The following is a 14,276-nucleotide window of genomic DNA, read 5'->3' on the forward strand; positions in this document are numbered from 1 at the left end:
GGTTTTTTTTGCGCTTCACCCGAGCTGTTTGAGCGGGTGCGAATCCGCCGACCAAGGGCTCTCGAAGAACGCGTCGACCTGCGCGGGCGTCACGTCTTCGATGCGGGCGGGGTTCCACTTCGGCGCATGGTCCTTGTCCACCGCGAGTGCGCGGATGCCCTCTACCGTCTCGCTGGCCGCACCGGGGCGCAGGTGGAAACAGCGGTGCACCATGTCGCGTTCCATGCGCAGGTCGTCGGCCAGCCCCATGCTGCGTGCCCTGCGGATCTGCGCCAGCACGACATGCAGCATCAAGGGCGAGCGTTGGCGCAGCGTGGCAGCCGTCTGGCGCGCCCATTCGCTGTCGGTACTTTCCAGCGCGGTCACGATCTGCGGCACATCGGGTAGCCCGAACACGCGGTCCACCTCCTTCACGGGCCATGGCGGTGGCGTGACCACGGTGCTCAGGTGGCTCGCACACCAGCGCTCGACCGCCGCGCCGTTCTCGAAGGGCGTCTTTTCGAGCGACGCCCACAGGCCGGGCAAGCGGCCCGAGTCGATGTAACCGTCCGCCAAACCCGCGGCCATGGCCTCTTGGCCGCCAAGGACAAGACCGGTCAGCGCGAGGTATTCGCCCAGGTGCCCGCGGCAGCGGCTGAGAAAGTAGCCGCCCCCCACGTCCGGGAACAAACCGATGTTCGTCTCGGGCATCGCAAGCTTGCTGCGCTCGGTCACGACGCGCAGACTCGCGCCCTGGCTGATACCCATGCCGCCTCCCATGACGATGCCGTCCATGAGCGCAATGTAGGGCTTGGGGTAGGTGTGGATCAGGTGGTTGAGCGCGTATTCCTCGGTGAAGAAATCCTCGAGTTCGGGGTTGCCGGCCAGCGCAGCCTGGTGGAAGAAACGAATGTCGCCGCCCGCGCAGAAGGCCCCGAAGGGCCCTTCCTTGCCCATGCCGCGCACGACCACGGCGAGGACCGCCGCGTCGTCCTTCCAGTCGAGCAGCGCGCGGGTGATGTCGCGGATCATGCTCAACGACAGCGCGTTGAGCGCCTTCGCACGGTTGAGCGTGATGCAGCCCACGCGCCCGCGGACTTCGGCGATCACAGGGTTGTCGGTGGATGCGGTGGCGTTCATCATTTTTCCAATGCAATGCAACAGTGGGTCAGGGCAGTTGTTTGTCGAGGGTCTGCAGCCGCGGCGTGCCCATGCGCGAGCGCCAGCCCAGCAGTTCGTTGATCATGAGCGCGCCGATGACCAACGAGCCACCGAGGAGCACTTCGCGCCCGGGGGCCTCGCCCGCGCCGAGCCACACCAGCAGAATGCCGAAGATCACTTCCAGCAAGGCCAGCAGCGAGACTTCGGGTGCCTTGAGGGAGCGCGCACAGACCACCGCCAGCGCACATGGGGTCGCCAGTTGCACCGCACCCAGCAAGGCCAGCCAGGCGATGTCGGTGCCGGAAGCCTGGAACGGCAGCGCCAGGGGCAAGGTCACCAGGGACGACAGCACACCGCCCAGCAGCACCGAAGGCACGAGGTCGATCTTTTCACCCTGGGTCTGGCCGCGCTGCATCACGGTCCAGTTGACTGCGCTGGCAATGGGCACGCAAAGTGCCACCAGCGACCCGATGACGAGACCACCTGATTCGGTGGTCGGGTCCGAGAAGGCGTGCAGGAACTGACTTCCGTACATGTAGACGATGCCAACACCCGCAGCCACGATGGCGACCCACGTGCGCAGGGCCAGTCGATGACCAACGACCGCGCGGGCCACCAGCGCGGTGAATAACGGCCCCACCGCCATGATGATGAGCACGTTGGCCACGGTCGTGAACGTCAACGCGAGCATGAAAGCCGTGAACATGACGCTCCAGCACACGCCCGAGATCCAGAAGACTTTGGAGTGCGCCAGCACACCCCAATGCCGCTCCAACGGGGTTTGCTTGGGATCGTCTGCGATGACCCCGCAAGCCCTGTCCGACGTGCGCCACAACGGCAAAATGACCAGCAGCGAGAGCGCGGTGAACGCGCTGCGCCAGAAGGTCACTTCGAAGCGGGCGGCCGACTCCAGCTGGCGCGTCACCACCCCGGCGATGGACCACATCAGCGTCACGGCGATCATCATGAACACCGCCTGGGTGTGCGTGAGTCGGTTCAGAAGGCGAAACGGCATGGCTGCAACGTAAAAAAGGCCGCGTTCCGGAGAACGGCGGCCTGTGCGGGTGGGTCAAGCGTCGCGGCTGGCGCGCTTGCGCTCGTGCTCCTTCAGGTGGCGCTTGCGAAGGCGCACGCTCTTGGGCGTGATTTCGACCAGTTCGTCGTCCTCGATGAATTCCACGCCGTACTCCAACGTGAGGTCGATGGGCGGTGTGATCTTGATCGCATCTTCCTTGCCACTGACGCGGAAGTTGGTGAGCTGCTTGGTGCGCGTGGCGTTCACCACGAGGTCGTTGTCGCGGCTGTGGATGCCGACGATCATGCCTTCGTACACCGGGTCGTTGGCCCTTACGAACATGCGGCCACGGTCGTCGAGCTTGCCCAGGGCGTAAGTGAAGATTTCACCGTCGTCCATGGAGATCAGCACGCCGTTCTTGCGCCCGCCAATGTCGCCACGGTGCGGTTCGTAGCAATCGAAGATGTTGGCGATAAGGCCCGAACCGCGCGTCAGGTTCAGGAATTCGTTGGTGAAGCCAATCAGGCCACGGGCCGGAATGCGGTACTCCAGGCGCACACGGCCACGTCCGTCCGACTCCATGTTCACCAGCTCGCCCTTGCGCTCACCCAGGGCCTGCATCACGCCGCCCTGGTGGCTTTCTTCGATGTCGGCGGTCACCAGCTCGATAGGTTCGTGCTTGACGCCGTCCACGTCGCGGAACACCACACGCGGCTTGGAAACGGCCATCTCGTAGCCCTCGCGGCGCATGTTCTCCAACAGGATGGTCAGGTGCAATTCGCCCCGGCCCATCACCTCGAAGATGCCCTCTTCATCGGTCTCGTTCACGCGCAGCGCCACGTTGTGCTGCAGTTCCTTCTGCAGTCGATCCCAGAGCTGGCGGCTGGTCACGAACTTGCCTTCACGGCCCGCCAGTGGCGAGGTGTTCACGCAAAAGTTCATGGTCAGCGTGGGTTCGTCCACGCGCAGCATGGGCAGGGGCGCCGGGTTGGCAGGGTCGGTCACGGTCACCCCGATGCCGATGCCCTCGATGCCGTTGATCAGCACGATGTCGCCGGGGCCGGCCACCGGGGTCTGCACGCGGTCCAGGCCTTGGAAGGTCAGCACCTGGTTGACGCGGCCCTTGATGGCCTTGCCGTCCGGACCTTCCATCACGAGCACGTCTTGCATGGGCTTGAGGGTGCCCTGGCTGATGCGTCCCACGCCGATACGACCCACGAACGTGGAGAAGTCGAGCGCGGAGATCTGCAGTTGCAGAGGCGCAGCGGGGTCACCGGAGTTGGCCGGCACGTGCTTGAGGATGGTGTCGAACAGGGCCGACATGTCAGGGCCCCATTGTTCGCCCGGAGCGCCCTCTTCCAGCGAGGTCCAGCCGTTGATGCCTGAGGCGTAGACCACGGGGAAATCGAGTTGTTCGTCGGTTGCGCCCAGTTTGTCGAACAAATCGAAGGCGGCATTCACCACCTTCTGGGGGTTGGCACCGGGCTTGTCGACCTTGTTGACCACCAGGATGGGACGCAGGCCCAGGGCCAAGGCTTTCTTCGTCACGAAGCGCGTCTGGGGCATGGGGCCTTCCTGCGCATCGATCAGCAGCACCACGCTGTCCACCATGGACAGCGCGCGCTCCACTTCACCACCGAAGTCCGCGTGGCCCGGGGTGTCGACGATGTTGATGTGCGTGCCTTGCCAGCTCACGGCGCAGTTCTTGGCCAGGATGGTGATGCCGCGCTCGCGCTCGATCGCGTTGTTGTCCATCACGGTGTCAACCACCTTCTCGTGGTCGGCAAAGGTGCCCGACTGGCGCAGCAGTTGGTCAACCATGGTGGTCTTGCCATGGTCGACGTGGGCAATGATGGCGATGTTGCGGATTTGTTTGCTCATGATGCGAGTTCCGGTGAGGTTTCCAGGATTTGCTGTATTTCGGTGGGGCTCAGCAGCCGCCCCGGGATGAGTTCACCTGCCACGGTGCGCGCGCTGCCGAGCAGCACGGGCGGCGATGCGGGTGGGTCGTGGGCGCCGTGCGGGACCGGGCCAAACACCGCCACGCGCGCGCTGTCCGCCCAATCGCCGCAGCGTCGCATGCCGCTGAGAAACCGCCCGGCATCGTCGGCACCGAGCGTGACAGCGTCGTGACCGTCCAGCAGTGCCTGCACGGGCAACAACCGTTCGATGCGATCGTTTTCACCCAGGGCTTCGAGCGCGTCGAGGGTGATGCATTGCGACACCTCGAACGGGCCGGTGGCGGTACGGCGCAGCATGGAGAGATGGCCGCCGCAACCCAGGGCTTCGCCGATGTCCTCGCCCAGCGTGCGGATGTAGGTCCCCTTGCTGCAACGCACCCGAAGCCGCACATGCGGCGCGTCGCCCTGCAATTGCAGGTCGAGCAACTCCAGTTCGTGGATGACGACGTTGCGCGCCTCGCGCTCCACCGTTTCACCCTCGCGCGCATATTCGTAGAGCGCCTTGCCGTCCTTCTTCAAGGCGCTGTGCATGGGCGGCACCTGGGCGATCGGACCCGTGAAGCGGTCGAGCACCTCGACCACCTGGCCCACACTGCAATTCACAGGGCGGGTTTCAAGGACATCGCCTTCGGCATCGGCGGTGCGGGTCTTCACCCCCAGGCGGACGGTGGTTTCGTAGGTCTTGTTCGCATCCAGGTGCAACTGGCTGAACTTCGTGGCCGCGCCAAAACACAGCGGCAGCACGCCGGTGGCCAGCGGATCGAGCGTGCCGGTGTGGCCCGCCTTCTCCGCGCGCAGCAACCACTTGGCCTTCTGCAGGGCCTGGTTGCTGGAGAGTCCCAGCGGCTTGTCGAGCAACAACACCCCATGCACAGGGCGCCGTTGCACCCGTGTGCGTGGCGCGTGCATCTTCAACCCTCGTCTTTGGAGCGTGAAGCGACGGCCTTGGAAATCAAGGCATTCATGTCGGCCGCACGCTCGGTGGTGCGGTCGAACACGAAGTGCAAGGTCGGCACCGTGTGGATGTGCAGACGCTTGAAAAGGCCGTTGCGCAGGAAGCCGGCTGCGGCGTTGAGGCCCTCCCGGGCCTCATCGGGATTGCCGGTGAGCAGGCTGAAGAACACCTTGGCGTGCGCGTAGTCGGGCGTCACCTCGACCGCGTTGATCGTCACCATGCCCACCCGCGGGTCCTTGAGCTCGCGCGCGATCAGCTCGGCCAGATCGCGCTGGATCTGGTCGGCCACGCGGAAACCGCGGTTGGGGGTGGAAGACGCTTTGCGGGGCATGGTGGGTTACAGCGTACGCGCCACTTCCTTGACCTCGAAGAATTCGAGCTGGTCGCCTTCCTTGATGTCGTTGTAGTTCTTCAGCTTGATACCGCACTCGAAGCCTTCGCGGACTTCGCGCACGTCGTCCTTGAGGCGTTTGAGCGTGTCGATCTCGCCGGTGTAGACCACGACGTTGTCGCGCAGCAGGCGGAAATGCGCGCTGCGCGTGACCATGCCCGAAGTGACCATACAACCCGCAACCGTACCGATCTTGGAGGCCACGAACACGGTGCGGATCTCGGCCGCGCCAATCACTTCCTCGCGCTTCTCCGGCGCCAGCATGCCCGACATGGCCGCCTTCAACTCGTCCACCGCGTCGTAGATGATGTTGTAGTAACGCAGGTCCACGTCGTTGCCTTCGGCCAGCTTGCGCGCGCCCACGTCGGCACGCACGTTGAAGCCGATGACCACGGCCTTCGAGGCAATCGCCAGGTTGACGTCGGACTCGCTGATACCGCCCACGCCGGCAAACACCAACTGCACCTTGACTTCGTCGGTCGAGAGCTTGAGCAGCGACGCCGACAGTGCCTCCTGCGAACCTTGCACGTCGGCCTTGACGATGATCGGCAGCAGCTTGACTTCGCCCGCCGACATGTCGGAGAACATGTTCTCCAGCTTGGCGGCCTGTTGCTTGGCCAGCTTGGTGTTGCGGAATTTGCCCGCGCGGTAGGTGGCGATTTCGCGCGCACGGCGCTCGTCGGTCATCACCATGAAATCGTCGCCCGCCTGCGGCACTTCCGCCAGACCCTGGATTTCCACCGGAATCGATGGCCCAGCCGACTTGATCGTCTTGCCATTCTCGTCGAGCATGGCGCGCACGCGGCCCGAGGTCTGGCCGACCAGGATCACGTCGCCGGTCTTGAGCGTACCGCTTTGCACCAGCACGGTGGCCACCGAGCCGCGGCCCTTGTCCAGGCGCGCTTCGATCACCAGGCCCTTGGCCATGGCATCGACCGGCGCCTTGAGTTCGAGCACTTCGGCTTGCAGGAGCACCTGCTCCAACAAAGCGTCAATGCCCTCGCCGGTCTTGGCCGACACACCCACGAAGGGAATGTCGCCACCGAACTCTTCGGGCACGACTTCTTCGGCGACCAGCTCGGAGCGCACCTTCTCGATGTTGGTGCCCGGCTTGTCGATCTTGGTGATGGCCACGACCATCGGCACACCTGCCGCCTTCGCGTGCTTGATCGCTTCCTTGGTTTGCGGCATGACACCGTCATCGGCCGCGCACACCAGAATCACGATGTCGGTCGCCTGGGCGCCCCGCGCCCGCATGGCGGTGAACGCCTCGTGGCCCGGGGTGTCGAGGAAGGAGATCATGCCGCGTGGTGTCTCCACGTGGTAAGCCCCGATGTGCTGCGTGATGCCGCCGGCTTCGCCCGCAGCCACCTTCGCGCGGCGGATGTAGTCCAGCAGCGAGGTCTTGCCGTGGTCGACGTGCCCCATAACGGTGACCACCGGTGCGCGTGGCAAAGCTTCGGCGTCTGTTTGCGCCGCTTCTTCGTCGGTGAAGGCTTCCGGATCGTCCAGCGCTGCCACGACGGCCTTGTGTCCCAGTTCTTCCACCACGATCATGGCGGTGTCCTGGTCCAGCGGCTGGTTGATGGTGACCATCTGCCCCAGCTTCATCAATTGCTTGATGACCTCCGAGGACTTCAGGCTCATCTTGTGCGCGAGCTCGGCCACGGTGATCGTTTCGGGCACGTGCACCTCGATCGACTTGAACTCGGTCGGCGCCACGAAGCTGCCCGAGCCCGAGTCGCGTGAATCGCGGTCATTGCGCCGGCCACGCGGGCCTCCGCGCCAGTTGGAACGTCCGGCCGTGGTGTCGCCACGGGTCTTGATTTCCTTCTTCTTGGCCGCGTCGTCCTTCCAGGTGGAGGACAGGTTTTCGGATTTGACTTCCTTCTTGCCTGCGGCACCCGCAGCGCCTGGCGCTGCCGTGGCCGCTTGTGGGGCCTTGCCGGGCGTGCCTGCTGGTTTGTGCAACGTGCCCTTGATGCCGGCCTTCGGATCGGCGCTGGGCTCGGGCTTCTTCGCCACCAAGGTTTTGGCAGGCGCGGACATCATCGCGCGGATGCTGGCGGCTTCGGCCTCGGCCTTGCGGCGGCGCTCGTTCAAGTCCTGTGCGCGCTGCTCTTCCTGGCGCTTGGCTTCCGCGGCCTTCTCGGCGGCCACGCGGGCTGCGGACTCGCGCTCCAGCGCGGCGGCCTTGGCTTCGGCTTCCTTGCTGGCCTTGAGCGCAGCCGTGTCGACCTCTGGCTGCGGCGCAGCGGCTTCACGGGCAGCCGCTTCCTCGGCCGCGCGTGCCTGCTCTGCCTTTTCCTTTTCCGCTTGAGCCTGGGCCTGACGGGCCTCTTCGGCCTCACGTGCCTTGCGCTTCTCGGTCAATTCTTCTTCCTGACGGCGCAGCAGCTCCGCCTGACGACGGGCCGCCTCTTCGCGGCGCGCGAGTTCCTCGGCATCGATCAAGGGAGCCGCCGGCGCAGCGGCAGGCTCGGCAACCGTCTCGGGCACCGCCACGTCGTCGTCGCGCTTGATGAAGGTGCGCTTCTTGCGCACTTCCACCTGGATCGTGCGGGCGCGACCGGTCGCGTCGGCCTGCTTGATCTCGGAGGTCGACTTCTTGACGAGGGTGATCTTCTTGCGTTCACCGCCGGCAGTGCCATGGCTGGCCTTGAGGTGGCCGAGCAGCGACTGCTTGTCGGCATCGGTGACCGCGTCGGCCCCGGACGTCTTGGGCACACCGGCTGCGGAGAGTTGCTCCAGCAGGACGGTGGTGGGTTTGTTCAGCTCAGCAGCCAATTCGGCAACAGTGGTACTGGTCATGGGTTCTTTCTCTCCGCGTGGGCCTCCGCTGGTCAGTTCGTGGACGGCGCTTCGTCACCGGTAAACCAGTGCGCGCGTGCCAACATGATCAGCGCCGTGGCCTCTTCAGGCGTCTGTCCGGTGATATCGGTGAGTTCGTCGGTGGCCAGATCGGCCAGCTCGTCTCGCGTATGGATGCCGCCTTCGGCCAGCTTGGCGATGAGCTCCGGCGTCAGACCTTCGAGGTGGCGCAGGTCCTGCGACACTTCCTCGACGCTTTCCTCGCGGGCGATTTCCATCGTCAGCAAAGCGTCCTTGGCGCGCGTGCGCAGCTCGTTGACGGTGTCTTCGTCGAACGACTCGATTTCGAGCATTTCCTGCAGGGGCACATAGGCCACTTCCTCGAGGCTGGTGAAACCTTCCTCGATCAGGATGTCGGCGATTTCCTGGTCCACGTCCAGCTTGGCCATGAACACCTTGCGGATGCCATCGGCCTCTTCGGCCTGCTTCTGGGCCGACTCGTCGGCCGTCATGATGTTGATGCGCCAGCCAGTCAGCTCGGAGGCCAGCCGCACGTTCTGACCTCCGCGGCCGATCGCGATGGCGAGGTTTTCCTCGTCCACCACCACGTCCATGGCGTGGCGCTCTTCGTCCACCACGATGGAGACCACGTTGGCCGGCGCCAATGCGCCGATGACGAACTGGGCCGGATCTTCCGACCACAGCACGATGTCCACGCGCTCACCGGCCAGCTCGTTGGTCACACCGTTGACGCGCGAACCGCGCACGCCGACACAGGTGCCGATGGGATCGATGCGCTTGTCGTAGCTGTGCACGGCGATCTTGGCGCGCGAGCCAGGGTCTCGGGCACAGTTCTTGATCTCGAGCAGACCTTGCTCGATTTCGGGCACTTCCTGGCGGAAGAGCTCGATCATGAAAGCTGGCGCGGCGCGCGAGAGCAGGATGGGCGCGCCACGCAGCGTCAGGTCGACTTCCATGATCATGGCGCGCACCCGGTCGCCGGTGCGGAAGTTCTCCTTGGGGATCATCTCGCCGCGCTTGAGGCGCCCTTCCACGCGGCCACTCTCGACGATGAGGTCGCCCTTGTCCATGCGCTTGACGGTGCCCACGAAGACCTTGTCGCCGCGCGACATGAAGTCGTTGAGCAGCATTTCGCGCTCGGCATCCCGGATCTTCTGCAGGATCACCTGCTTGGCGGCCATGGCGCCGATGCGGCCGATGGGCACGCTCTCGACCGGCTTCTCGATGTAGTCGCCGGGCTCGAGGTCGGCGAGCTCGTCGCGCGCATCGCTGAGCATTTCCTCGGCATCGGGGTTCTGCAGACCGGCCTCGTCGGGCACCACCAGCCAGCGGCGGAAGGTTTCGTAGGCGCCGGTGTCGGGGTCCATGGCGACACGGATGTCGACCTCGCCCTTGTAGAGTTTTTTGGTGGCCGAGGCCAACGCGAGTTCAACAGCGCCCAGCACGACGTCGCGCTCGACGTTCTTCTCGCGTGAAATCGCATCGATCAGCATCAACATTTCGCGGTTCATTTCACTCGCCCACCTTTCCGAATAGCTTTTTCGTAGTCACAACGTTTTCTCTCATTCATCGCCCGGCGCGGCAGCCGCGCCAGGCGCCTGACGACCCTTGAAACTCACGATCGGCGCCAAGCGTGCCTGCTGGATGTCGGCCAGCGAAAAGACCATGGCCTGCAGCGGCACCGCAGCCCGCTTCTTGCTCACCCGCTGCCCTGGCTTGGGCTCGGGCGCGTCGCTCCACACCACTTGCCACTGAACGCCATCGGCGGCACGTTCGAGCGTGCCGCGAAACTTCTTGCGGTTGGCCGCCACATCGGAGCCGGTTGCACCGATCGGCGCCTTCAGCGTCAGGTCCACCACATGGCCTTCGAACCGCACATAGTCCAGCTCGCGCTTGAGCGGCCGGTCAATGCCGGGGGAGCCCACTTCAAGGCGTCGGTATTCCAAACCTTCCACTTCCAGCAGGTATTGCAACTGCCGCGTGATCTGCTCGCAATCTTCCACCGTCACAAACCGTTCCGCCGGCCGCGGCTGGCCGGCTTCTGGTGCGCTCCAGGGCAAGTCGATCGTGACCCGCAGCAACCCGCCAGCGGAGCGTTCGAGCTCCACCAGGTCAAAACCCAGTCCGGTAACGGTTTGCTCTACGGTGTCTTGCCAAGCCATGCGGTGTGGTGTCTTGCCCAGGGTTTGCATTGCCCTGGGTCGTCCGCAGGGCGAAAATCGTTCGGCCAAAAAAAATGGGCCGGTGAGAACCCGCCCATTTGGTCGTGAAGCAAGGATTGTAACCCTTTTACACGCCGCCTTCAAGGCTCGCTCAACCGGCGGCCTGGACCAGCGCCCGCGTATAGGGGTGCGTCGGGGCTTGCAGCACCTGTCGCACGGTACCGCTTTCGACCACATTGCCATCCTTCATGACCAGCACGTCGTGCGCCATGGCCTGGATCACGTCCACATCGTGGGTGATGAGCAGGTAGCTCAGCCCCCGTTCGCGTTGCAGTCGCTGCAACAAGGCCAACACCTGTTTCTGCACCGTCACGTCCAGGGCGCTGGTGGGCTCGTCCAGCACGAGCAACTCGGGACCGATGATGAGCGCACGCGCAATCGCCAGACGTTGGCGCTGGCCACCGGAGAATTCGTGCGGATAGCGTTGCAGCCAGTCGCCGCCGTGCGTCGGGTCTTCCACCAGGCCCACATCGGCAAGAGCGGCCACCACCCGCTCGCGCCGCTGCTGCGCCGAGAGCCCGGGTTGGTGCACCTCCAGGCCTTCCCCCACGATCTGTTCGACCGTCATGCGGGGCGACAGAGAGGAAAACGGGTCCTGGAACACCACCTGGGCGCGCTGGCGCAAGGCTTTGTCTTTCTGACCACCATGCCATGCCGTGCCGGCCAGTTGAAGCTGGCCCTGGTGCGGCAGAAGTCCCAGCACGGCAAGCGCCAAAGTGGACTTGCCCGAGCCGGATTCGCCGATCACGCCCAGGGTGCGCCCGGGTGCGACCGACATGTCCGCGCCCCGCACGGCCACGAATTCGCCCTTGCGGAACCAGCCTTTCAAACCCGGCAACTTCACCGGATAGGCCACCCGCAGATCTTTCGTCATCAGCACAGATGCCGCATCGGCCTGGATCTCGTCCTCGACCACATCGCGCACCGGTTTGCTCGCCAGCAGCTTGCGGGTGTAGGCATGCCGTGGCGCGGCGAACACGTCGCGCACCCCGCCCTGCTCCACCAGATGCCCGCGCTCCATCACGGCCACGCGGTCGGCGAAGCGGCGCACCAGGTTCAAGTCGTGCGTGATCAGCAGCACCGCCATGCCATGCTGGCGCTGCAGTTCGGACAGCAGATCCAGGATCTGCTCGCGCAGGCTCACATCCAGTGCGGTGGTGGGCTCGTCGGCGATCAGCAGCCGGGGCTTGCTGGCCAGGGCCATGGCGATCATGGCGCGTTGGCGTTGGCCGCCGCTCAGCTGGTGCGGGAAGGCGTTGGCACGCCGCGCGGGCTCCGGAATGCCGGTGGAGGCCAGCAGCTCGACGGCCGCGGCGCTGGCCTGCCGGGGCGAGAGGCCCTTCTTGAGTTGCAACACCTCGCGGATCTGGTCACCCACCGTATAGAGCGGGTTGAGTGCGCTCATGGGCTCCTGAAACACGAAAGCCACTTCGTCGCCACGCACGCCGCGCAACTGCCGCTCGGTAAGCGCGAGCAGGTCTTGCCCGTTGAGCAGCACGGTGCCCGAGACCTCGGCGTTGTGCACCAGGCGCAGCAGCGACAAGGCCGAGACGGTCTTGCCGGAGCCGGACTCGCCCACCAACGCCAGCTTCTCGCCCGTGCGGATGGCGAAATCAATGCCGTGCACGACTTCCTGAGCGCCGAACGCCACCCGCAGGCCTTGCACTTGCAACAGGGCTTCCTGGCTCATCGGTCGGCCTTTCGGGGGTCTAGCGCATCGCGCAGGGCGTCGCCCATGAAGGTCAGCAACAACAGCGTGAGAACGAGCACGGCGAAGGTGGAGAGCGAGATCCACCAGGCGTCGATGCTGTTCTTGCCCTGGCTGAGCAGTTCGCCCAGCGACGGTGTGCCCGGCGGCACGCCCAGGCCGAGGAAGTCGAGCGAGGTCAGCGCCAGGATGGCCGCGCTCATGCGAAACGGCAGAAAGGTCACCACGGGTGTGAGGCTGTTGGGCAACACGTGGCGCCAGATGATCTGCCCGTTGGATAGGCCCATCGCGCGCGCCGCGCGCACGTAGTCCAGCTGGCGGTTGCGCAAAAATTCGGCCCGCACGTAGTCGGACAGGCCCATCCAGCCGAACAGGCTCAGCAGGATCAGCAGCAGGCCGACGCTGGGCGAGAACACGGCGGAGAAGATGATGAGCAAGTACAGCTCGGGCATCGAGCCCCAGATTTCGATGAAGCGCTGAAACGCCAGATCGGTCTTGCCCCCGAAGAAGCCCTGGATGGCGCCGGTGACGATGCCCAGCACCACGCCGATGGCGGTGAGCGCCAGCGCGAACAGCACGCTGACCCGAAAACCGTAGATCAATTGCGCCAGCAGATCGCGGCCCCGGTCGTCGGTGCCGAACCAATTGGCGCGGGTTGGCGCGGAAGGGTTGGGCTTTTCGGCAAAGTAGTTGATCGTTTGCGCGCCGTAGGGGTTCGGCGCGTAGACCGCCCAGTTGTCACCGCGGGTAATCTGCTCGCGGATGAACGGGTCGAGGTAGTCGGCGGGTGTTTCGAAGTCACCGCCGAACGTGGTTTCGGCATAGTCCCGCACGATGGGGAAATAGGTCTTGCCCTCGTAGCGCACCACCAGCGGACGGTCGTTGGAGAGCACTTCGGCGAACAGGCTGGCGATCACCAGGACACAGAAGATGATGAGGCTCCAGTAGCCCAATCGGTTGCGCTTGAAGCGCTGCCAGGCGCGCCGGGCCGGGCTGAGCGAAGTGTGCGCCGCCATCAGTCGAACTTGACGCGGGGATCGACCCACACGTAGCAAAGATCGGAGATGAGCTTGGTCACCAGGCCGATCAGGGTGAAGAGAAACAGCGTGCCCATGACCACCGGGTAGTCGCGCCGGATCACGCTCTCGTAGCTCAGCAGGCCCAGCCCGTCGAGCGAGAACAGGGTTTCGATGAGCAGTGCGCCGGTGAAGAAAGCCCCGATAAAGGCGGAAGGAAAGCCTGTGATGATGGGGATGAGCGCGTTGCGGAACACGTGCTTCCACAGCACCTGCCGCTCGTCCAGCCCTTTGGCGCGCGCGGTCATCACGTACTGCTTGCGGATCTCTTCGAGGAAGGCGTTCTTGGTCAGCATCGCGGTGACGGCGAAACTGCCCAGTACCATGGCCGTGACCGGCAAGGTGATGTGCCAGAGGTAGTCGATGATGCGAGCCCCCCAGCTCAGCTCATCCCAGTTGGAAGAGGTCAGGCCGCGCAAAGGGAACCACTGCAGTTGCCCCCCGAAGATCACCAGCAGTGCCACGCCGAGCACGAAACCCGGGATGGCGTAGCCCACCAGCACCAGCAGGGTCGTGACGAAGTCGAACTTCGAGCCCGCGCGCACTGCCTTGGCCACGCCCAGCGGCACGGCCACGCCGTAGCTGATGAGGAAGGTCCAGAGGCCGAGCGTGATGGAGACCGGCAGTTTTTCCAGGATGAGTTCGCCCACCGGTTTGTTCTGGAAGAAGCTGTTGCCCAGGTCGAAACGCGCGAAGCGGCCCAGCATTTCCACGAAGCGCACGTGCGCGGGCTTGTCAAATCCGTAGAGGGCCTTGATCTGCTCCAGCCGCTCGGCGTCCACGCCCTGCCCTCCGCGGTAGGCCATGCCACTGCCCTCGGTCCCACCGGGGCCCGCGCCGGCTCGGGCTTCGGCCAGGTACTGCTCCACCGGACCACCGGGCACGAACTGGATGACCACAAAGGTGAGCAGCAGCACGCCAAAAAGGGTGGGCAGCATGAGCAGCAGGCGCTTGAGAATGTAGACCCACATATGGC

General features: G+C 64.8%; 11 protein-coding genes. All 11 read right to left on the reverse strand.

Annotated features, from left to right (window positions below; genetic code table 11):
• Positions 1-15: 15 nt before the first annotated feature.
• Positions 16-1,122, reverse strand: a complete 1,107-nt coding sequence (locus F9K07_RS15415; protein WP_442907330.1) for an enoyl-CoA hydratase/isomerase family protein — start codon at positions 1,120-1,122, stop codon at positions 16-18.
• A 25-nt stretch (positions 1,123-1,147) separates the two neighbouring features.
• Positions 1,148-2,155 (reverse strand): DMT family transporter, encoded by a 1,008-nt coding sequence (locus F9K07_RS15420; protein ID WP_159594274.1) that lies wholly within the window; start codon positions 2,153-2,155, stop codon positions 1,148-1,150.
• A 54-nt stretch (positions 2,156-2,209) separates the two neighbouring features.
• Complete coding sequence (gene typA, locus F9K07_RS15425) at positions 2,210-4,036, reverse strand: translational GTPase TypA (RefSeq protein WP_159594275.1); 1,827 nt, start codon at positions 4,034-4,036, stop codon at positions 2,210-2,212.
• The gene (gene truB / locus F9K07_RS15430; protein WP_159594276.1) at positions 4,033-5,025 is read right to left on the reverse strand and encodes a tRNA pseudouridine(55) synthase TruB; all 993 of its coding nucleotides are present in this window, start codon (positions 5,023-5,025) and stop codon (positions 4,033-4,035) included. The genes typA and truB overlap by 4 nt, the downstream gene beginning before the upstream one ends.
• A 2-nt stretch (positions 5,026-5,027) precedes the next feature.
• Complete coding sequence (rbfA, locus tag F9K07_RS15435; protein ID WP_159594277.1) at positions 5,028-5,402, reverse strand: 30S ribosome-binding factor RbfA; 375 nt, start codon at positions 5,400-5,402, stop codon at positions 5,028-5,030.
• Positions 5,403-5,408: 6 nt separating this feature from the next.
• Complete coding sequence (gene infB / locus F9K07_RS15440) at positions 5,409-8,273, reverse strand: translation initiation factor IF-2 (RefSeq protein ID WP_159594278.1); 2,865 nt, start codon at positions 8,271-8,273, stop codon at positions 5,409-5,411.
• A gap of 32 nt (positions 8,274-8,305) precedes the next feature.
• Positions 8,306-9,805 carry a transcription termination factor NusA gene (gene nusA / locus F9K07_RS15445; RefSeq protein ID WP_159594279.1) on the reverse strand — a complete coding sequence of 500 codons (1,500 nt, stop codon included), beginning with the start codon at positions 9,803-9,805 and terminating at the stop codon, positions 8,306-8,308.
• 51 nt (positions 9,806-9,856) lie between these two features.
• The gene (rimP, locus tag F9K07_RS15450; RefSeq protein ID WP_159594280.1) at positions 9,857-10,456 is read right to left on the reverse strand and encodes a ribosome maturation factor RimP; all 600 of its coding nucleotides are present in this window, start codon (positions 10,454-10,456) and stop codon (positions 9,857-9,859) included.
• 151 nt (positions 10,457-10,607) lie between these two features.
• Positions 10,608-12,206, reverse strand: coding sequence for an ABC transporter ATP-binding protein (locus tag F9K07_RS15455; RefSeq protein WP_159594281.1), 1,599 nt, complete (start codon positions 12,204-12,206; stop codon positions 10,608-10,610).
• Entirely contained in the window at positions 12,203-13,240 is a 1,038-nt protein-coding gene (locus F9K07_RS15460) for an ABC transporter permease (RefSeq protein WP_159594282.1), read from the reverse strand. Before F9K07_RS15460 ends, F9K07_RS15455 begins: the two co-directional genes overlap by 4 nt.
• Positions 13,240-14,271 carry a microcin C ABC transporter permease YejB gene (locus tag F9K07_RS15465; RefSeq protein ID WP_159594283.1) on the reverse strand — a complete coding sequence of 344 codons (1,032 nt, stop codon included), beginning with the start codon at positions 14,269-14,271 and terminating at the stop codon, positions 13,240-13,242. Before F9K07_RS15465 ends, F9K07_RS15460 begins: the two co-directional genes overlap by 1 nt.
• Positions 14,272-14,276: the final 5 nt, after the last annotated feature.

This window comes from Hydrogenophaga sp. BPS33 (assembly GCF_009859475.1).
Classification (GTDB): Bacteria; Pseudomonadota; Gammaproteobacteria; order Burkholderiales; family Burkholderiaceae_C; genus Hydrogenophaga.

What these genes read in the sequence shown, in the direction of transcription:
- rimP (WP_159594280.1), bottom strand. Translation starts at nt 10,456, where the DNA reads ATGGCTTGGCAAGACACCGTAGAGCAAACCGTTACCGGACTGGGTTTT.
- F9K07_RS15460 (WP_159594282.1), bottom strand. Translation starts at nt 13,240, where the DNA reads ATGGCGGCGCACACTTCGCTCAGCCCGGCCCGGCGCGCCTGGCAGCGC.
- rbfA (WP_159594277.1), bottom strand. Translation starts at nt 5,402, where the DNA reads ATGCCCCGCAAAGCGTCTTCCACCCCCAACCGCGGTTTCCGCGTGGCC.
- nusA (WP_159594279.1), bottom strand. Translation starts at nt 9,805, where the DNA reads ATGAACCGCGAAATGTTGATGCTGATCGATGCGATTTCACGCGAGAAG.
- F9K07_RS15455 (WP_159594281.1), bottom strand. Translation starts at nt 12,206, where the DNA reads ATGAGCCAGGAAGCCCTGTTGCAAGTGCAAGGCCTGCGGGTGGCGTTC.
- F9K07_RS15415 (WP_442907330.1), bottom strand. Translation starts at nt 1,122, where the DNA reads ATGATGAACGCCACCGCATCCACCGACAACCCTGTGATCGCCGAAGTC.
- truB (WP_159594276.1), bottom strand. Translation starts at nt 5,025, where the DNA reads ATGCACGCGCCACGCACACGGGTGCAACGGCGCCCTGTGCATGGGGTG.
- F9K07_RS15420 (WP_159594274.1), bottom strand. Translation starts at nt 2,155, where the DNA reads ATGCCGTTTCGCCTTCTGAACCGACTCACGCACACCCAGGCGGTGTTC.
- typA (WP_159594275.1), bottom strand. Translation starts at nt 4,036, where the DNA reads ATGAGCAAACAAATCCGCAACATCGCCATCATTGCCCACGTCGACCAT.
- F9K07_RS15465 (WP_159594283.1), bottom strand. Translation starts at nt 14,271, where the DNA reads ATGTGGGTCTACATTCTCAAGCGCCTGCTGCTCATGCTGCCCACCCTT.
- infB (WP_159594278.1), bottom strand. Translation starts at nt 8,273, where the DNA reads ATGACCAGTACCACTGTTGCCGAATTGGCTGCTGAGCTGAACAAACCC.